Genomic DNA, 17,626 nt, shown 5'->3' with positions numbered 1-17,626 from the left:
CCACTCACAAACCTTAAATCCCTCGGAGATTCAACTTCCCATCCCGGGTGGTGGAATGGATTGGCTTGACCGTTTCAGGCTCCTCTTTGTCCTAACCTATGCAGGTTTCCTCGGCAACATTGCGGTGATTTACTATCTTTCTCGGGGGCTGAGCTACGGTGAGATAGGCATCGCGACTGCAGTTTCTGGACTGGGATTTTTTCTCTTCGAGGTTCCCACGGGTGTTGTCGGGGATAAGGTGAGCCGAAAGACGAGCGTTCTGATAGGTCTTTCCATAATCCCCCTTGCGACGTTTCTTCTGCTCTTCCTTCGCAGTTTCTGGGTTCTCATGGTCTCTCAGCTGTTAGGGACGCTGGGGGCTTCCTTCGTGAGCGGGAGCTTTCAGGCGTGGCTCTTCGACAATCTAAGAGCAGAGAACAGAGAAGGTGAATTCAAAGAAATCTGGAGGTCGGCCCAGAAGCTTTCTCTGGTTGTTGCCTCCACCACAACAATCCTCGGCGGGTTCATGGCTCAGTTCCTTGGGTTTGAGATGGCAATACTCCTCACGGTCTTCCTTCAGGTGGTTCAGGTTCCCCTCGCCCTGGGCATACCGGAGATGGGTTTCTCGAGGCCCGAACACCCGTATACAGTTCACGTTCTTGGGGCGTGGCAGGAACTTAGAAAACCGGAAATCGCGTGGCTTATCACCTACCTGCTTTCGGTAACCCTCGCACTCAACCAGTTCAGGAAGTTCTTCGAGCCATACCTTGGAAACGTTCTGGCGGTTTACCTCGGCATGTCCATCATGGGAACCCTTGGAATCCTGGGGATTGTGGAGGTGCTGATAAGGACCGTTCCGAGGTATCTCGGCGTTGCTCTCAAAGGTAGGGCTGGAAAAGCCTTCCATGAGGCTGCACCCTTGGGCGTGCCTCTCGCAACGGTTCTTTCAGTTCTTTATCCGAATCCGGTTTTCATAGTTCTCCTCGGCGTCCTCGCAACGCTCTCTGCCTCCGCCTTCACATTCAACGTCTCGGTAGAGTTCCAGCGCAGGGTTCCAAGCGAGAAGAGGGCAACGATACTGTCCCTGAGGAATATGGTGATGGCGCTTATCACTTCAATCTTCTACGTGGTCTATGGGTTTATGACAGACTTTTTGGGACTTTCGAGAGCCAGGCTGGTTTTTGGAGTTGGATTCCTCCTTCTTGGGGCGGTTTTCAAGCTGGCCAGCCTTGGCCCCCTCAGGGAGCCGCTGGAGCTGAGACATCTGGCGGATTAATTTGATCCCCCTTACCTCTGGAAAACCCTCTTGACTACAGGATCCGGTATGTAGTATTCGCCGTAGCCAGTGTGCTCAAGAAAGCCGTAATCAACGAGGTTTCTTAGATACTTTCTCATGTCTTTGCTGTCTATTTCCCTGCCCTCACGAAGGGTCAGGGCATTTAAGATGTCCTTTCTTCTGGCGGTTGGCTGTGAGGAAGTTATTGTTGCCACTATCTCCATTACTGCCCGGTACCTCGGACTCAGTTCATCAAGCTCCCGGAATTCTGATTCGATGTATCCGCTGGCCTCTTCGAGAACGCTGTCTATAGCGTCCCAGTGGGAACTGCCATCAATCCTGTACGCCCCGTAGTGAGTTAGCCAGCCGGGAACGCCGTCGAGAGTTCTTACCGCCGAAAGGAGTTCTCTCGTCGGCACCTTAACACCGTACTCTGCGAAACCCCTTTCTAAGAATTCAAGGCTTTCGGAAGGATTGAAGCGGGGGAGCCTTATTCTGACGTGATACCGCCCGTATAGCGGGGCGTTGTAATCACCAAAGCGGAGAAATTTCTCAAGGACGCCCACCTGGGAGCCTGTTAATACAACTGCAATATTTTGGAGGGTATCATACACCCACGAAAGGAGAAGCGTAAAATCGTTTCGGGCAAAGCGCAGGTACTGAGCCTCGTCGAACGCTATAACTGTGAGCTCGTGTTTTTCATTTATCTCTTCAAGAGCATCGGTCAGTTCGGCTGGTTTCGATCTGAGCCTTATGCCATAGCCCCTGACACTTACCCCCTCGATGCGAGAGATTGCCCTTGAAAACCTGCCCTTGTTCAGGAGTTCAAGGTCGTTTGTAATGGCCCTCGCGGGGTTGTACATGTTCACCGATGCCGCTTTCCTGGCATCGATAATCAGGTAGGGGATTCTCCTCGTGCGGTGGAGCTCATTAAGGGTGGCGTACAGGAAAGTTGTCTTTCCTATCCTCCTTGGCCCGGTTATCACGAACAAACGTCTTCCGTTCTCAAGCTTTTCAAGGAATTCAAGGAACTCCGCCTTTCTCCCGAACACGTCCGTTATCGAGGTCTTTGGTTCGACGCTGAACAGCATATGCCTACCCCAAAATGGGGTGGGGTACTTGCACTATAAAAACCTTGCCCTTTTCGATGACGGGACCGAAATAGCTGGGATACCCCAAAATGGGGTACGAACTAAAACGTACATCATGCGCCTAACAAAGAGAGATGGAAGGTATGTAGTGGAACTTATTCATGTTGACTTTGAGGGGTACGCGATGCTTTTTGAGTTGAGTGCCACAGGGAGAGCGTCAAAACTCCAGTCTGTCAAGCTCCCTCAACATAACCGTCCATTGTTTTTCGGAATACATAGACGGATCGGTGGCTACTATAAGAGCACCACCAAATCTGACAACATGGTCTTTCAATGAGAGCAGGAACTTGAGTGCATTTTCGAAGCCGTTTTCCAACACCAGATATTCGAAGCAGTCTAAGACAACAATGGAGTGGCCCTTTTCGAGATGTTTTTTGACAAGGTCTATCAGTATCCCTATGTCGGTGGGCCGTACCGTCACAATGTTTTTCCATGGGGCAGTCGAAGCAACCCGAGTAACCCAAAAGACGGGGAACGTGGGAGTCTCATCTTCGGGTGGCGTTCTGGTGATAAGAACCCCGTTTCCTGTGGACTTCATCCTCTGAATGATTGAGGCGAGATGTCTTTTATTGTCCACATAAAATGCGCCATGGGGCATATCACCCACTGGAGCCTTGGGGGGCATTATCTGGAAAAGTGCATACTTTGCCATCCCAATAAACATCATCACCCTGAAGAGTGCCCCAGCGCCGTAAAGATATGGGGCAAGTGCAGTTGTTATTGTCACGGGATATGTGAAGTTAATGGCACCGAGTAGAAATGCACCCATAGGGAACAGCGTGGCAGTGCTCCTTATTCCTATCTCCTTTTTGATGAGGGCGTATCCCGTGGCCATGAGAGACAGCCCCAGGAAGGGCAGGGGAAATGCCATCATGAGCAGGGGGGATGTGTCAAAGAGAGCCGCGAGCAGAACGTATGCAGACCCTCCCACTGAGGTTAAAAGTATCAGAACCTGGCCACCCGCGCTCCCGAGTCGCTCATGGAGGTAGAGGGAGGTTACCAGCAGGAGTATTCCCTCGACCACCGCCAGCAAGGAAAGGAGGGGAACCAAGACTTTGGCCTCGGGGTGGAGTCCCAGATTTTCAAGGATCGGTTTTTGAGCAAGGGCCGCGAGGGAGTCTATCCACAGCGCCAGGCTCAGGAAGAGCAGGAATCCCTCACGTTTCCGTATCCACCTGTAGGTGGTAAACCCCCACGTTGAGAACCTCATCGCAACATTCAGGACTTCCAGCACACACCTCACCTGCTGTTGGCGGTTTGTGTAATAAATATTAAAACGTTTAGTCTGCTTAAAGCCGTTTCACAAAAATAATGTTAAAAAGTTAAAGCATTGTTCACTTCGTCGCCCTGGTTATGCCAACGTCCTCCACGAGAACGTAGGGTGTCGAAACTGGCGTCCTGACCTCCCACCAGTGGATGTGGTGGCTCTCCTTTCCGAGGGCCTTGATTCCCTCAAGGATCCTCTGGAAGTTGTCGCTGACGCGAATGTTCCTTATCGGCCTCAGCTCTCCATTTTCCACGAGGAATATTCCATCCCTCGGGATGGTCGAGAAGTCACCGGCTACGTAGTTCTGGAAGCGGGTGTACCAGACGTTGGTGATGTATATGCCCTTCCTGACCTCGCTGAAGAGCTCTTCCCTGGAGTAGTCACCCGGCTCAAGGACGATGTTCCACGCGTGGGGCATTATAAGGCCCGCGTTGGCCGTCGTCTCCGTCCCGTACTTCTTCGCCATGCTCGTGTTGAGCAGGAAGGTCTTGAAGGTTCCGTTCTCGATTATCGTCGTTTCCCTCGTTGGAACTCCTTCGTCGTCGAACTTCCTCGTTCCGTAGCCGTTGGGCAGGTTTCCAATGTCCTTTATCGTGACGATTTCGTTAGCGACATTTTGACCTAGCTTGTTCACCAGGAAGCTAAAACCGGCCTCTGCCGCGTAGGCCGATGTCATGAAGCTCATGTAGCTCAGCAGATTGGCGAAGGCTAAGGGGTCAAAGATGACGTCGAACTTCCCTTCCGGCCCCTGCTCCGGGTTCTGGGCGAGCTTTGCAATCTCACCGGCCTTTCTTCCAGCTGATTCGGGGTCGAACTTCTTGAGAACCCTCACCGAGTTCGTCCCGTGCCCGCTCTCAAGGTCTCCAATGAATGCCCTAACGCTTATCTCTATCCCGGTGCCTTCGTCAAAAGCTTCAACCCCGTTGCTCGTGGTGAGGTAGAGCCTGTTGTGGTCTGTGTAGAGAACGCCAGCAACTCTTTTGGCTCCCTCCTCAAGGGCCGCATTGATTGCCCTTTCCACGTACTCGTTTGGCTCATCGAGCTCGACTATCGCCTTATCGAAGGTCTCGGGTATATCCTTGTACTCAAAGGGTCCCTCGGCGATGCCGTAGTAGTCCTCCTTGGGAGACATGCCCTTCATGTTGCCCAGGAGGGTCTTCAAGGTCCGCTCGATGTTTTCCTCGCTCAGCTCGGTTATAGTTGTACCAGCTACCCTCTTCTCCAGCTCCACGAAGAGCTCGACCTTCCTCTCGTGCCAGTTCTTGGCGACGGTTATCTCGTTGTTGGCGAAGCGGACCTGACGCCTGTCCATCTCGTAGCCGAGAACGACGACGTCGCCGAAGCCGAGCTCTTTGGCCTTCTTAAGGATGAAATCATTAACGTCGAACATCTCCACCACCTCACGGCCTCCTCAGCGGTATGTCCCTGAGCCTTGCATGCGCCCCGCCCATCCAGACGGGCACTCCCTGCCCGGGCTCGCCTTTGCCGCAGGTTCCTGGGAAGAACTCGACCTCTTTGCCGACGGCATCGACGCTGCTCCAGAGCGCCCTCGTCGTTATCTCAAGGATAGGCCTCCTGACAGGGTGCTTTATCTCGCCGTTCTCGATGAGGTAGGCCTCCCTTCCGATGTACCTCTGCTGGTAGCGCCTGTCGTCGATGTTCCACTCGTTGAAGGACACCATGTAGACGCCGAGCTTGACTTCCTCAATCAGCTCCTCGAAGGAGTAGTCACCGGGCGCGAGGTAGGTGTTGGCCATCCTCACTATCGGCTCGCGGTTGTAGTTGATGGCTCTGGCTGAAGCGTTCGACCTCTGGCCCAGCTTTGCCGCGTATTCCCTATTGGTGAGGAACTCCGTGATTATTCCGTCCTTGATAAGGTAGCGCGGCCTCGCCTTGACGCCCTCGTCATCGTAGAGGTAGAACCCCCAGCTGTTCGGTATCGTCGGGTCCTCTATGACGGTGACGGCTTCACTCCCGATCCTCTCGCCGAGCATGTCCGGCTTTACGAAGCTCTCTCCGGCCTGAGCCGCTTCCCTTCCGAAAATCCTGTCGGCCTCGTATGGGTGGCCGACGCTCTCGTGGACGGCTATCCCAGCGACCTCTGGGCTTATGACCAGATCCACTTTCCCCTCCGGTGGCTTCTGTCCCTCATAGATGAGCTTCTTTAGGGCCTGGACGTCCTTAACCGCCCAGCTCCACGGCTCGTCCTTCTCGATGAGCTCCAGCCCACCGGAGAACGCCCTCTGGACGAAGGGGGCCTGCTCCATCTGGCCGTTTTCAAAAACCACGAGGTTGTAGGTTATGGAAACGCGCGGAATCTTGCTCTTGACGTAGGCGCCTTCGCTGTTGATGAAGATCTTCTTCCAGAGCTGGTCGGAGTAGCCGAGGTAGCGCATCGGTACGTTCACGCCCGTTGCCTTGACGTCCTCCTCAATTTTCCTGAGGAGTTCGAGCTTCTCCTCCGGTGAAACGTCGCGGAAGTCCTTCTTCATCTTGACCTTGTAGGAGACGCGGTGGAAGTCCTCCTCGCTGAAAACTATTGGCTCATTTCTCACTTTGGAGGCCGCTTTGGCCAGCTTGACGGCCTTCTTGACGGCCTCGCTCACGCTCTCCTTCGTGAGGACGTTCGTGCTCGCGAAGCCCATTCCTCCATCGACCAGAACCCTTACGCCGATTCCCCTCTCGGCTATTATGCTCAGTCCCTCAGGGTTGCCGTTCTTCATTGCCAGAGAAGTGCCGTTCTTCTCCTCGAAGCGCGCCTCCGCGTAGCTCGCCCCCAGTTCGAGGGCCTTCTCAACGGCGAACTCTACGAGTTCATGCATGCACATCACCTCGGTTTACTGCATAGAATAGTGCGTCCGGAAGTATAAAAGTCTTTCCGTTAAGATGGCGGTCGAAAAAAGACTTTAATCGCAGGGCTTCCAATGCCTTGTGGAGCTAAAACAAGGGAGGGTTGCTTTTTCTTTTGAAAGCCTCGCCCTTCAGGGCGGGGAGGAGGTCAGAGCAGTCTTCAGGACATGCTTGAACTCCTCAAACTAAAGGCGAAGGAACTTGAAGAGGAAGAGATAAGCGAGGAAGAAGCCAAGGAGCTTGCGAGACTTGAAGAGGAGACATTAAAGGACGGAATTCTCTGGGAAGAAGCGAAGAGAGAACTCGAATCCTGAGGCCCTCAAAACTTCTCCTCGCACGTGCACGGGTTGTTGCCGCAGTAGGGACAGACGCCGGGGTACTTCTTCTTTGCTGCTTCCTCGATGTCTATCCCGAGGAGGTTCGCCAAACTTGCGAGCCACGCCAGAACATCTGCAAACTCCTCCTCCATAGCTTTCCTGTCGTTCTTTCTTATCGCCTCGCTCAGCTCTCCAACCTCTTCCACGAACCAGAGGAAGGTCTTATCAACCCCGCGCTTCGAGTCCTTGTGGAAGTAAATGTCGTGGATAAGCTTCTGAAATTCCCTGATCTCCATTTTCCCCACCGGTGAAGGGAGAAGAAAAGGGCTTAAAAATCACTCGCTATTTCTATCAGCTTCCTCATGTGGATTGCCGCCGTGTCGAAGACCTCGACAGAGACGTCGCCCTGCTTTATCGCCAGCGGCAGCTCGGTGCAGCCGAGAATGACACCCTCGATGCCGTATTTCTCCGCGTACCTTTCGATAAGATCGACCAGGTACGGTTTGCTCTTAAGGTTCTCAAAGGCCAGCTCCTCGAAGATTATCCGGTTGATTTCGTCAATCTCTTCCTCGGAGGGCACTATGACATCAAAGCCCGCCCCCTTGAGGGCATCCTTGTAGAAGTCCGCCGTCATTGTGGTCTTGGTGCCGAGGAGGAGAACCCTCTTAACGCCCCTGCGCTTCATTTCCTCGATGAGTGCATCTATTATGCTCACCATCGGGACGTTTACAGCTTTCTGGACGTCCGGGAAGACTATGTGGGGAGTGTTGGCCGAGAGCGATATTATCTCCGCCCCTGCCCTCTCAAGGGCCTTTGCGGCCTTTATGAGTATCTCCTTCCTCCCCTCCCAGCCGCGGGGATTGTTCTTGAACTCTTCGAAGTTTATCGAGTAGATTATGAGCTCCGGGAAGGTGAAGGGACCGAACTTCTCCCTGCTTATCTCTATGTATTTCCTGTAGTAATAACAGGTTGATTCCGGGGTCGTTCCGCCGATTATGCCTATCCTCTTCATGTGCGTCACCGTATAGAGTCCTCCCCGAGAGATATGAACCTTTTGGTTTAAAACCGAAGGTTAAAAGAAAAGTAATTGGAACTCCTCACCCGATCACCGAAACTACCTCATTGAGGAGCCTCTCAGCAAGCTCCCGTTTGCTCATTCTGGGAAGTTTTTTGACGAAGTCCCTGCCCACGAGGATGACTTCGTTTTCCTCGCTGCCAAAGGCCTTAAGCGTGTTGGCCACAACGAGGTCGCTCCCTGCCCGTTTGATCTGTCCTCTCGCGGCTTCGATGAGCTCCTCCTCGCTCAACCCCGTCTCGGCCTTGAAGCCGACGAGAAAAACGTCTGGCTGAAGTTTCTTTACCCTGTCTATTATCTTCGGCGTTGGTTCAAGCTCAATGGTTAGAGTTTTTCCGCTCTTTATCTTCACGCTGGCCTTCTCCTTAACACGGAAATCGCTTACGGCGGCGGCTAAGACAACTACGTCGTACTTCTTTGCCTTCAGCTCGCGCTCTATTGCTTCAAGCATCTCCTCAACAGTCTCGACCTCAACCTGGTTCTCGACGAAGCTCGGCACGCTGCCCTTCGTCCTTATCAGAGTGACCTCAGCTCCCCTCAAATCGGCCTCCTCAGCTATGGCGACGCCCATCTTCCCGCTGCTCGCGTTGGTTATGTAGCGTATCGGGTCTATGTACTCCCTTGTCGCCCCAGCGGTTACCAGAACTCTCTTTCCGGCTAGGTCTTTCCGGTGGAGCTTCTTTATCACGCGGTAGACGATCTCGTCAATCGAAGCCACCTTTGCCTTGCCCTCCTCAAACTTCGGCCCTATGAACTCGACGCCGAGCTCCTTGAGCTTCTCGATGTTCTGGACGACAATCGGATGCTCATACATGCTGGAGTGCATTGCCGGGGCGATCATTATTGGTGTGTGTGCGAAGGCCGTCGTCACAACGGTTGTAACTGGTGTGTCATCAATTCCGCAGGCAATTTTCCCTATCGTGTTCGCCGTAGCGGGACAGACGAGGATCAGGTCGGCTTTGTTTTCGTGGTCTCCGGCGAGCTCGACGTGCTCTATGAAGCCGGTGATTTCAGTTACGACTGGATTTCCGGTGGCGAACTCCATCGCGTAGGGATGGATTATCTTGGTGGCGCTCTCGCTCATCACTGCGTGGACCTCCGCCCCGTGGCGGATAAGCTCCCTTGCGAGCTTAACGCATTCAACGGCGGCTATACTGCCGGGAATGGCCAGGACAATCTTCTTTCCAACGAGTTTCCGGCTTTTGGTGGCGTGGATAAGCTTAACGTGGTGGAGCATGATGGCACCTCCAGAAGAGGGTTGCACTAACTCATATATAATACTTGGGAGGCTCAAAGCTCCCTCACGGCGTCCTCCTCGAACCTACTAACCTCTTCCTTCGTGCCCACCCATACGACTATGGTCGGCTCGACTGTTATCATGCCGTCCCTTATCATGGGCTTTATCTCGTTTATGGCCCTCTCAATCTTGTATCCCCTGTCAACCACCTCCACCACTATGGGCAGGTCCGTTGAAAGCCTCATAACGTCTGCCGAGTGAACCTTGCTCTTCTTGCCGAACCCGTAAATGCCCCGGTAAACGGTTGCACCGGCGATTCCCATCTCCCGGAGCCTCTCGACTATCGCCTTGTAGAGGGGCTTTCCATCAAAGCGGTCGTTCTCGCCTATGTAAATGCGAAGGCGAAGCGTGTTCCAGTGCTCGACCTCAACCACAAAATCACCTCCTTGCAAGGACGAACCCGAGGAATATTAGGCCTATTGTGATTATAACGTTTGCCGAGATGTTCAGAAGGGCCAGGGAATACTCCCTCTCGCGCAGGAGCGAGAAGGTCTCGTAGGAGAAGGTTGAGAACGTGCTCAGTGCCCCGCAGAAGCCCGTTCCGAAGAAGAGCCTCCATTCGGCTGAAATTCCTATGCCCCAGAAGAGCAGGCCGTACAGATAGCCCAGGATCAGGCTGGCTATGCTGTTCACGAGGAGCGTCCCAACCGGAAAGTCCCTGTAAACCGGGAGTATGCCTGAGATGTAGAACCTCGCCAGCGCGCCTAGGGCCCCGCCGAGTGCGATTGCCAGTACTATCCTGGGGTTCATTTTCCTCACCTTGTTTTTGTTCTTCCTGTTTCTCTGGGTGCGTCTGGCAGTGCATACTTAAAATTTTGGTACCTGGATGTATCCAGGGAGAGCACGTTCAGTCCGGCGGAGTCAATGGATGTGTTCATTCTCTACCCTCGAAGTTGAGGTAGTAGTGTATCTTCTCCTCGGCTTCACTGTAGTCCCTCTTCGGAAGCCCCAGCTGCTCCCGGAGCCGTTTGTTCTCGGCGATCATGGCGGAGATCTGTATCGCAAGGTTCTGGTTGTCCATGGCGATGTAGTACGAGCGGAACTTCAGGGGAGACCATTTGCCCTCCAGCTCGTAGAGCTCCTCATCAAGCCGGGCTATCTCTTCTTTGAGCCTTTTGAACGTCGTCTCGTTGGCTTCTGGATCGTCATCGAGGTAGCCGTGAAGGAGGATTATCCTGACCGCCTCCTCCGGTCGGAAATCGTAGCGTTCGCAGAGCTTCCCAATCTTCTCGAATGTCTCGTCCGGAATTCTGAACGTTACCCTTCGCCAGCCCCGCTTTGGTCTTATCGTGATTTTCATTCTCTACACCCAAGCTCCGCTCTAAGCCTCCTGTTTTCCTCGCTGAGCTCTTTCCGGAATGCCATAAGGAACTCCTTGTCCCGCTTTGCGGTTTCCTCGAACTCGACGAGCTCGGTGTAGCTGACCCTCATCTCGGCCAGCTTTTTTTCCAGCCCATCCTTTCTTTCGAGAAGGAGGCGAAGCTTTAGAACCCTGAGTGTCCTCTCAAGCCCCTCCAGGTCATGGAACCTCTTCTCTATCTCGCGCTTGTTTTTCCTTATGGTCTTCAGCTCGTCGTTTGTGACCTCTATCTCCAAGGGAACCTCCTCCTCTTTCGCTCCTCGCAGTGTTTCATGGCGATTCCCGTTTCGATTCCCTTCAATGCTTCTATCGTCAGGGGAAGTGCCGATATCTCCTCCTTCGTTGGTCGCTCCCTGGCCCTGTAGTCAAACTTGTCAATAAATGAGCCGAGCCTTTCCCTGAGAACCCTCAGCTTTTTCATCTGAATCCTTTCCAGCCTTTCCGCCGCGGTGGAGTTCTCCCGTCGGAGGATTTGGAGGAGCATTACGTAGTGTCTCCGGCAGAGCACCGATTCGGAGCGCTCGTATTCGGGCAGGAGCTCTTCAATCCTTTCCGCGAACGCGTCTATCGTGCCTTTCTCCTTCTCCTCCATCAGCCTGCAGAGGAAGCATTCCCCTTCCTCCGGAAACGTGCCCCTCTCAAGGTGTTCTATGTACGTCCCAAGCATGTGTTCATAGATTATGGCCACGCCCAGTGGCCCCAGCAGGGGCTCCGAATATGCCTTTCTGAGGGTTTTCCATGCGTGGTAGGTGCAGAGGCCCAGGCTTTCTTTGAACTTCTCCCTCACGTCCGGGTTGTTCACGTGCTCATACAGGATGGTGTCTATCTCCGACTCCTCGTATTTGCGGAGTATTCTGCAGACGGGACAGCCCTCCCCGAGGGCGTCCCTCAGATACATGCCGATCAGGTCCATACCCACCACTCAGATGAACCTCTTCATGAAGTCCAGCACAGCCAGCGCCCGGTATGTGTTCTGGAAGTTCGAGATGCCCAGCTCCAGCGAACGTCTGAAGCCGCCGTTGGAGTTCTGAAGCTGGCGGATGAACCAGATGTGCCTACTGGGGCAGGTAGGTGCCTCACCCTGCAGTTCAAGCCCTCTGGAAGCGTAGAACGTGGGCTCAAGGTAGGGGGGAAGGCTGTATGGAACCTCCGTAAAGCCGCCCCACTCGCCGCAGAGTTCGCAGTTCTTGAAGTGGGGGCTTTTAGGTGGCCTGTAGCCGAGGGCGTGGAGAGTATAGAGCGCCTGATACGTCATCGTCGTAGTTGGCCCCTTAACGCCGTAACCGTTTCCGTTCCTGAACTTCATGACGAAGGTTCTTATGGCTTCCTTCTCGTCGGGGCTGAAATCATAGCCTATAGCCTTGAACGCCTTAACGACCCAGTAAGTTGCCTCCAGCGGCGTCGCCGTTCCAAACTCCTCGCTTCCACCGAGACCAACGGCGAACCTGCCCTCAAGGGGGTTGTACTTGGTGAAAACGATGTTAAGGTGCTCCATCGCGATGTCTTTTGCTCCCAGTATTGCCAGACCCTCCATTGCCATCGCTATCGCAACGACCGCCGTCTGGGGCTGTATTGCCTTTTCAAGGAACTTGATCGTCTTTTCTTTTTCAGGAACCTCCATACCAAGGAGATCGTAAATCTTGACCGCGTAGTACGTGTCGTTGACGTTGGTGTCGTCGAGAACGCTGACAAAGCAGTAACCGCCGTCCTCGTGGCGTCTCTCCTCTATATACCTGATGAGCAAATCAGCGTTAACGAACCTTCCAATTTCATAAAGCTTCGAGCCCATTCCACCGCCTCCCTAAGCTTTTGACGGAGAACAGGCGTCATCAGCCCTTAGCGGGCGGTTCGGCTCGAAGCCCGGGCGGACGCCATCGCCCGAAAGACCATCTGAAAGGCGTTTAAAAACGTTTGTGGTGCAATTACCTAATAACCTAAAAATTTAATAAGAATAAAACGGCCTTTCATTTGTGATGAAATCATGGAGTTCATAGCCTTCACCTACGTGGGCAACTTTATGGAGAGGGAGGTAATAGACGAGGTTGTTTTCACGGTCTTTGACGAGGCCAACCGCTTCTTTCGTGAGAACGATATATCCCTGAGGTTCCTGTACATCGGAAAGCTGAAGCTCGAGCCGGGCTATCTGATAAGCCTCAACACCCCCGAGGGCAAAATGCGAGTTTACCCCTTAGAGGCCCTAGTTGATGTCCTCCACGCCAGGCTCCTCCACGAGATAGAGGAGAGACCTGACATAAGGATGGACAAGATATTCGCCCTCACGACCTTCCCTCTCGTGTCCAGAAACCCCTACTTCGACTTCTACGAGCGCTTTTTGGGCATCCACGAGACAAGGCTTGGATTGAGGATAATGGTGCTCTCCATGAAGCCCTTTGAGCCCCCGGAACTCGGGGAACTGCTGAAGGCCGCTTCTGGCTCGGAAACTCCCGATGAGGAGATTAAACGACGTGTGAGGGGAGGGCTTTCCCTCTTCAAGGACCGCGTCCTTAAGGGAGTCCTCCACGAAGTTGGTCACGGCTTCGGTCTTGAGCACTGCTCCAACGACTGCGTCATGAACTCCCCATCCACGATGGAAGAATGGGATTCCCGGATGCTCGGCTACTGCGACTCCTGCTTCATAAACCTCAAGCGAGCGGTCGAGTGGTCGGAGTTCAACCTTGGCCACGGCGAGCCCAAATGACCTCCTTCCCGCCGTGAACGGCGAGGCTTTCAAGAGAAAAATGTAAAAAGTTTTAGGTTTTTGGACGTTATTTCTTAGTGATGTGGCTCGGCCGGATTTCCAGATGGGGGAGTGAGGGAGCAAGAAGAGCGCTGTCGCGCTACTTCTCGATCCTTGAGGGGATGGAGGAGCCTGTCTTTTCCATCACAAAGCGGGTAGAGGTCAGATTCAAAGACGGTCTCTCCTTTGATGAACTATGGAACCTCCATGCCGAGGGGATGGATAAGTTAAGGGAAAATGACCTGAGTGAGAAACCGGAGAAAAACCTCCTTGAGCTCAAGGCACTGATTGCCAGCAGGATTCTGGAGTCCTGCACGCTGTGCGAGATAAAATGCCGCGTGAACAGGAGGGAGGGCATCGGCTACTGTCGCGTGAGGGAGAGCCTTATCGCCAGCGACTTCCTGCACTACGGCGAGGAACCTGAGCTGGTACCCTCTTATACCGTCTTCTTCTCCGGCTGCAACTTCCGCTGTGTCTTCTGTCAGAACTGGGACATCAGCCAGCACCGCGTTGGGGTTGAGCACGTTCCCGAGTTCATGGCGCTGAAAATCGAGGAGGCCTTCAGGAGGGGAGCCAAGAACGTTAACTTCGTTGGCGGCGAGCCGACGCCCCACCTGCCATTCATTCTGGAAACCCTGAGGCACGTCAGAGTCCCTATTCCCGTCATCTGGAACTCCAACATGTACATGAGCGAAGAAGCCATGAGGCTCCTTGACGGCATCGTTGACGTTTACTTGGCCGACTTCAAGTGGGGAAACGATAGGTGTGCCTTGAGGTATTCTAAGGTTCCCCGCTACTGGGAGGTCGTGACGAGAGACTTCCTCCTTGCTGCGGGGCACTTCGGAGCGGAGTTTCTCGTAAGGCATTTGGTGATGCCTGACCACCTCGACTGCTGCACGCGGCCGGTGCTGGAGTGGATAGCCGAAAATCTCGGAAAGGACGTCAGGGTAAACGTTATGTTCCAGTACAGGCCGGAGTATCGGGCAGATGAATATCCCGAAATTAGCAGGGGATTGAGTGTAGAGGAGAGACAAAAAGCGGCCCAAATCGTTGGAGAACTCGGTTTTAGAAACGCTCTGGTGTCATGAGGGGAATAATCTTTTTAACAGATTTCTGAGCAATATTAGTTTGTGGTGATGCTAATGAAAGTACTGACGAATATGGTAAAACTAAACCAAGATATAATCCCAAATGAAATTTATCTCTACAAGATTTTTAATAAGCCTGAAGATGGGATGAACATATACAAGATTGCATATAGAAATCATGGGATAGTCATAGATCCTCAAAACAGGATTATTGCAACTCCAAGCGAGCTGGAATACTCAGGTAAATTTGCAATAGAGGACGAAATATCATTCAATGAACTCCCTGAAAACTATCAGAATAGGCTTGTTCTTAGAATCCTGCGGGATAATGGAATTTCAGATCACGCCCTATCCCGGACACTACAAAAATATAGAAAGCCGAAACCCTTTGGAGATTTTGAGGTTATCCCTGAGATACGATCGTCAGTAATTAAGCATGGCGGTGATTTTTACCTTGTATTGCACTTATCCCACCAAATCCGTAGCAAGAAGACATTATGGGAGCTGGTAGGGCGAAACAAAGATGCCCTAAGAGACTTCTTGAAAGAACACCGAGGAACTATACTATTAAGAGATATTGCCTCAGAACATAAGGTTGTCTACAAACCCATCTTTAAAAGATATAATGGTGATCCAGATCTTATTGAAGATAATTCTAATGATGTGGAACACTGGTATGACTATCACCTTGAAAGATACTGGAACACTCCTGAATTAAAAAAAGAATTTTATAAGAAATTTGGACCTGTTGATTTAAATCAACCGATAATTTTAGCTAAACCTCTGAGACAACATAATAGGGGAGATTTGGTACATCTTTTGCCCCAGTTTGTTGTTCCAGTATACAATGCAGAGCAATTGAACGACATTCTTGCATCAGAGATCCTAGAATACCTAAAACTTACCTCCAATCAAAGAATATCTCTTCTTTCGAGACTAATCAATGACATCAAAACAAATACAAATATTATAGTATCATCCTTAACTGAACTCGAGGCCAATACATTCGATGTGGATTTAAATGACATGTTACAGGTTAGGAATGCCGACAACGTTAAAGTCACACTATCTGAATTGGAAATATCAAAAACAAGACTGTTCACGTGGATGAAGAGTAGAAAATATCCGGTTATACTGCCATATGACATCCCGCAGAAGCTTAAAAAAATCGAAAAAATACCCGTATTTATAATTGTTGATTCTGCTCTTTCACGAGATATTCAAACCTTTGCTAAAGATGAGTTTAGGTACTTAATAAGTAGTCTCCAGAAAAGTCTTTCAAACTGGGTAGACTTCCCAATTTTAGATATTAGAGACAAGTATATCTTCACAATAGATCTAACCTCAGATAAGGATATTGTAAATTTGAGTATCAAGCTAGTAAATCTAATGAAAAATGCAGAATTGGGACTAGCACTTATAGCAACTCGGACAAAGCTCCCAAATGAAACATTTGATGAAGTTAAGAAAAGACTGTTTTCAGTTAATATTATTTCACAAGTAGTTAACGAAGCAACGTTGTACAAAAGAGATAAGTACAATGAGTCTAGACTTAATTTGTATGTTCAACATAATCTACTGTTCCAAATATTGTCAAAACTGGGTATTAAATATTATGTTCTTAGGCATAAGTTTAGCTATGATTATATTGTTGGAATCGACGTTACCCCTATGAAACTTTCTCACGGGTATATAGGGGGTAGTGCTGTGATGTTTGATTCTCAGGGATATATTAGGAAAATAATCCCTGTTGAGATCGGAGAGCAGATGGGTGAATCTATAGACATGAAAGAATTTTTTAAAGATATGGTCGTACAATTTGGAAAATTTGGAATTGACTTGGAAGGAAAGAGCATTCTAATACTACGCGATGGAAAGATAACAAAAGATGAGGAGGAAGGGCTAGCATATATCTCAAAGGTATTTGGGATCAAGATAACAACATTTAATATAGTCAAACGTCATCTGCTAAGAATTTTCGCTAATCGGAAGTTATATCTGAGATTAGCAAATTCTGTTTATCTTTTACCCCATCGTATTAAGCAGTCTGTGGGAACTCCTGTTCCATTAAAGCTCAGCGAAAAGAGGCTTATCCTAGACGGAACAATAACCTCTCAAGAGATAACATATAATGATATTTTTGAAATATTGTTATTGAGTGAATTAAACTACGGAAGTATCTCTGCGGACATGAAATTGCCTGCCCCGGTACATTATGCACATAAATTTGTTAGAGCACTCCGTAAAGGATGGAGAATAAGGGAAGAACTTTTGGCGGAGGGATTTTTATATTTTGTATAATTCTCAATTTTAACCTCCAGCTCTCGCCAGTCTAAGCGTCTCCATAAACCTCTCGATTTCCTCCTCGGTCCCCTCGATGGTGAGCCTGTACCGGGGCATGCCGTGAAACGGCTCTGCCTCCTCCACGCTGATAGAAACCCCTGCCTTGGACTTTCCAAGTATCTCTCTCAGCTCCCCCGGAGGGATGGCGGTTATGAGTTCCCTTCTCATAGCATCAACCCATCGCGGTTTCAGGATTTATAGCTTCCGCCCACCGAAAGCTTTATAAAGGAAGGTAGCATATGTAATATTACAATTACACATGGAGAGGTGATGTGACATGAAGAAGTTGCTGGCTGGATTTATGGCACTGGCCGTGTTCGGCCTGATATTTGGGGCCGTTGCGGCCTACCAGGGCACTCCGGGGCCTAACCCGGAGGTTGAGAGAGGCACTACACCAATGGCCTACGCCAGGGGCATGGGGCATGGGAACGGCGGCATGATGGCTGGAGAAGGCACTCCATACATGGGGCTCGGAGTTAAGTCGGCGAACCTCACAGAGGTCAGCGTTGACCCGGCGGAAGTCCAGGACTACCTCGCCCAGCTTAGCGTTGAGGAGTTCACCAACCCACGCGGCATAACCGTCCAGAAGCTCGTCTACGACGGCGACTACGTCGGGAAGGTCGTGGGTGACTACGACCTCAGCGGGCTGGACGTCTATGCCGCCTACGAGACCATCCACGGGGTTAAGGTCTTCCTGGCCTACGATGGCGACATAGTGGGCTTCGTCCTGATGAAGTGAGGCCCCTCCCCCTTCATTTTTTGACCTGTTTTGACTTGGAGGGGACGTCCGTGGGGATCGTTGAGATTGTTGGCAGTTCCATCATACCATTTGGGCGGAGAGAACCCGCTGGCCCTGCCGGGGGCCGTCCCGGATAAAGAAAATGAC

At 51.4% G+C, this 17,626-nt stretch carries 20 protein-coding genes and 1 riboswitch; of the genes, 6 read left to right on the top strand and 14 right to left on the bottom strand.

Annotation, left to right across the window (positions count from 1 at the left end):
• Positions 1-55 precede the first annotated feature (55 nt).
• Complete coding sequence (locus A3L14_RS06805; RefSeq protein ID WP_055429290.1) at positions 56-1,255, top strand: MFS transporter; 1,200 nt, start codon at positions 56-58, stop codon at positions 1,253-1,255.
• Between the two features lie 11 nt (positions 1,256-1,266).
• On the opposite strand, the gene A3L14_RS06800 is transcribed toward A3L14_RS06805, so the two are convergent.
• The 4 genes from A3L14_RS06800 to A3L14_RS06785 form a co-directional block, all read right to left on the bottom strand.
• Positions 1,267-2,346, bottom strand: coding sequence for an AAA family ATPase (locus A3L14_RS06800; protein WP_055429291.1), 1,080 nt, complete (start codon positions 2,344-2,346; stop codon positions 1,267-1,269).
• A gap of 217 nt (positions 2,347-2,563) precedes the next feature.
• Positions 2,564-3,649, bottom strand: coding sequence for a DUF835 domain-containing protein (locus A3L14_RS06795; protein ID WP_232473288.1), 1,086 nt, complete (start codon positions 3,647-3,649; stop codon positions 2,564-2,566).
• A gap of 91 nt (positions 3,650-3,740) precedes the next feature.
• On the bottom strand, positions 3,741-5,063 hold the full coding sequence (locus A3L14_RS06790; protein WP_055429293.1) for a TldD/PmbA family protein: 1,323 nt from the start codon (positions 5,061-5,063) through the stop codon (positions 3,741-3,743).
• A gap of 10 nt (positions 5,064-5,073) precedes the next feature.
• Entirely contained in the window at positions 5,074-6,495 is a 1,422-nt protein-coding gene (locus A3L14_RS06785) for a TldD/PmbA family protein (protein ID WP_055429294.1), read from the bottom strand.
• A 195-nt stretch (positions 6,496-6,690) separates the two neighbouring features.
• On the opposite strand from A3L14_RS06785, the gene A3L14_RS11830 reads away from it, so the two are divergent.
• On the top strand, positions 6,691-6,837 hold the full coding sequence (locus A3L14_RS11830; RefSeq protein ID WP_162840164.1) for a hypothetical protein: 147 nt from the start codon (positions 6,691-6,693) through the stop codon (positions 6,835-6,837).
• A 5-nt stretch (positions 6,838-6,842) separates the two neighbouring features.
• On the opposite strand, the gene A3L14_RS06780 is transcribed toward A3L14_RS11830, so the two are convergent.
• From A3L14_RS06780 to A3L14_RS06740, 9 genes are all read right to left on the bottom strand, one after another.
• Positions 6,843-7,136, bottom strand: coding sequence for a MazG nucleotide pyrophosphohydrolase domain-containing protein (locus A3L14_RS06780; protein WP_055429295.1), 294 nt, complete (start codon positions 7,134-7,136; stop codon positions 6,843-6,845).
• Positions 7,137-7,168: 32 nt separating this feature from the next.
• Positions 7,169-7,852, bottom strand: a complete 684-nt coding sequence (locus A3L14_RS06775; protein WP_055429296.1) for an aspartate/glutamate racemase family protein — start codon at positions 7,850-7,852, stop codon at positions 7,169-7,171.
• Positions 7,853-7,937: 85 nt separating this feature from the next.
• Entirely contained in the window at positions 7,938-9,152 is a 1,215-nt protein-coding gene (gene coaBC, locus A3L14_RS06770) for a bifunctional phosphopantothenoylcysteine decarboxylase/phosphopantothenate--cysteine ligase CoaBC (protein ID WP_074631193.1), read from the bottom strand.
• A gap of 53 nt (positions 9,153-9,205) precedes the next feature.
• Positions 9,206-9,586, bottom strand: coding sequence for a DUF190 domain-containing protein (locus tag A3L14_RS06765; RefSeq protein WP_055429297.1), 381 nt, complete (start codon positions 9,584-9,586; stop codon positions 9,206-9,208).
• A 4-nt stretch (positions 9,587-9,590) separates the two neighbouring features.
• Positions 9,591-9,962, bottom strand: a complete 372-nt coding sequence (gene crcB / locus A3L14_RS06760; RefSeq protein ID WP_055429298.1) for a fluoride efflux transporter CrcB — start codon at positions 9,960-9,962, stop codon at positions 9,591-9,593.
• A gap of 124 nt (positions 9,963-10,086) precedes the next feature.
• On the bottom strand, positions 10,087-10,512 hold the full coding sequence (locus A3L14_RS06755) for a hypothetical protein (RefSeq protein ID WP_055429299.1): 426 nt from the start codon (positions 10,510-10,512) through the stop codon (positions 10,087-10,089).
• A complete protein-coding gene (locus A3L14_RS06750; protein WP_055429300.1) occupies positions 10,509-10,808 on the bottom strand; it encodes a hypothetical protein in 300 nt (99 codons plus the stop codon). Before A3L14_RS06750 ends, A3L14_RS06755 begins: the two co-directional genes overlap by 4 nt.
• Positions 10,799-11,485, bottom strand: coding sequence for a DUF6062 family protein (locus A3L14_RS06745; RefSeq protein WP_074631195.1), 687 nt, complete (start codon positions 11,483-11,485; stop codon positions 10,799-10,801). The genes A3L14_RS06750 and A3L14_RS06745 overlap by 10 nt, the downstream gene beginning before the upstream one ends.
• 9 nt (positions 11,486-11,494) lie before the next feature.
• Positions 11,495-12,361 carry a prenyltransferase/squalene oxidase repeat-containing protein gene (locus A3L14_RS06740; RefSeq protein ID WP_055429301.1) on the bottom strand — a complete coding sequence of 289 codons (867 nt, stop codon included), beginning with the start codon at positions 12,359-12,361 and terminating at the stop codon, positions 11,495-11,497.
• Positions 12,362-12,385: 24 nt separating this feature from the next.
• A riboswitch (Fluoride riboswitch) is annotated at positions 12,386-12,460 on the bottom strand.
• 93 nt (positions 12,461-12,553) lie between these two features.
• Between A3L14_RS06740 and A3L14_RS06735 the strand changes: the two genes are divergently transcribed.
• The 3 genes from A3L14_RS06735 (at position 12,554) to A3L14_RS06725 (ending at position 16,698) form a co-directional block, all read left to right on the top strand.
• Entirely contained in the window at positions 12,554-13,270 is a 717-nt protein-coding gene (locus A3L14_RS06735; protein WP_055429302.1) for a zinc metalloprotease, read from the top strand.
• A gap of 80 nt (positions 13,271-13,350) precedes the next feature.
• On the top strand, positions 13,351-14,397 hold the full coding sequence (locus tag A3L14_RS06730) for a radical SAM protein (protein WP_055429303.1): 1,047 nt from the start codon (positions 13,351-13,353) through the stop codon (positions 14,395-14,397).
• A gap of 48 nt (positions 14,398-14,445) precedes the next feature.
• Positions 14,446-16,698, top strand: coding sequence for a Piwi domain-containing protein (locus A3L14_RS06725; RefSeq protein WP_055429304.1), 2,253 nt, complete (start codon positions 14,446-14,448; stop codon positions 16,696-16,698).
• Between the two features lie 9 nt (positions 16,699-16,707).
• Here A3L14_RS06725 and A3L14_RS06720 read toward each other — a convergent pair whose 3' ends face one another.
• Positions 16,708-16,908 carry a TIGR04140 family protein gene (locus A3L14_RS06720; RefSeq protein WP_055429305.1) on the bottom strand — a complete coding sequence of 67 codons (201 nt, stop codon included), beginning with the start codon at positions 16,906-16,908 and terminating at the stop codon, positions 16,708-16,710.
• Positions 16,909-17,017: 109 nt separating this feature from the next.
• Between A3L14_RS06720 and A3L14_RS06715 the strand changes: the two genes are divergently transcribed.
• The gene (locus A3L14_RS06715) at positions 17,018-17,479 is read left to right on the top strand and encodes a hypothetical protein (RefSeq protein ID WP_055429306.1); all 462 of its coding nucleotides are present in this window, start codon (positions 17,018-17,020) and stop codon (positions 17,477-17,479) included.
• Positions 17,480-17,626: the final 147 nt, after the last annotated feature.

Origin of the sequence: Thermococcus thioreducens, assembly GCF_002214545.1 — an archaeon.
In the GTDB taxonomy this organism is placed as follows: Archaea; Methanobacteriota_B; Thermococci; order Thermococcales; family Thermococcaceae; genus Thermococcus; species Thermococcus thioreducens.
Note: the sequence above shows the minus strand (reverse complement) of the source record. Positions and strands in the feature narration are given on the sequence as shown.

Bases quoted from the DNA above. Each gene is read 5' to 3' on its own strand.
- A3L14_RS11830 (WP_162840164.1), top strand. From the start codon at position 6,691: ATGCTTGAACTCCTCAAACTAAAGGCGAAGGAACTTGAAGAGGAAGAG.
- coaBC (WP_074631193.1), bottom strand. From the start codon at position 9,152: ATGCTCCACCACGTTAAGCTTATCCACGCCACCAAAAGCCGGAAACTC.
- A3L14_RS06725 (WP_055429304.1), top strand. From the start codon at position 14,446: ATGCTAATGAAAGTACTGACGAATATGGTAAAACTAAACCAAGATATA.
- A3L14_RS06805 (WP_055429290.1), top strand. From the start codon at position 56: ATGGATTGGCTTGACCGTTTCAGGCTCCTCTTTGTCCTAACCTATGCA.
- A3L14_RS06715 (WP_055429306.1), top strand. From the start codon at position 17,018: ATGAAGAAGTTGCTGGCTGGATTTATGGCACTGGCCGTGTTCGGCCTG.
- A3L14_RS06735 (WP_055429302.1), top strand. From the start codon at position 12,554: ATGGAGTTCATAGCCTTCACCTACGTGGGCAACTTTATGGAGAGGGAG.
- A3L14_RS06800 (WP_055429291.1), bottom strand. From the start codon at position 2,346: ATGCTGTTCAGCGTCGAACCAAAGACCTCGATAACGGACGTGTTCGGG.
- crcB (WP_055429298.1), bottom strand. From the start codon at position 9,962: ATGAACCCCAGGATAGTACTGGCAATCGCACTCGGCGGGGCCCTAGGC.
- A3L14_RS06730 (WP_055429303.1), top strand. From the start codon at position 13,351: ATGTGGCTCGGCCGGATTTCCAGATGGGGGAGTGAGGGAGCAAGAAGA.
- A3L14_RS06785 (WP_055429294.1), bottom strand. From the start codon at position 6,495: ATGCATGAACTCGTAGAGTTCGCCGTTGAGAAGGCCCTCGAACTGGGG.
- A3L14_RS06775 (WP_055429296.1), bottom strand. From the start codon at position 7,852: ATGAAGAGGATAGGCATAATCGGCGGAACGACCCCGGAATCAACCTGT.
- A3L14_RS06780 (WP_055429295.1), bottom strand. From the start codon at position 7,136: ATGGAGATCAGGGAATTTCAGAAGCTTATCCACGACATTTACTTCCAC.
- A3L14_RS06720 (WP_055429305.1), bottom strand. From the start codon at position 16,908: ATGAGAAGGGAACTCATAACCGCCATCCCTCCGGGGGAGCTGAGAGAG.
- A3L14_RS06755 (WP_055429299.1), bottom strand. From the start codon at position 10,512: ATGAAAATCACGATAAGACCAAAGCGGGGCTGGCGAAGGGTAACGTTC.
- A3L14_RS06745 (WP_074631195.1), bottom strand. From the start codon at position 11,485: ATGGACCTGATCGGCATGTATCTGAGGGACGCCCTCGGGGAGGGCTGT.
- A3L14_RS06740 (WP_055429301.1), bottom strand. From the start codon at position 12,361: ATGGGCTCGAAGCTTTATGAAATTGGAAGGTTCGTTAACGCTGATTTG.
- A3L14_RS06790 (WP_055429293.1), bottom strand. From the start codon at position 5,063: ATGTTCGACGTTAATGATTTCATCCTTAAGAAGGCCAAAGAGCTCGGC.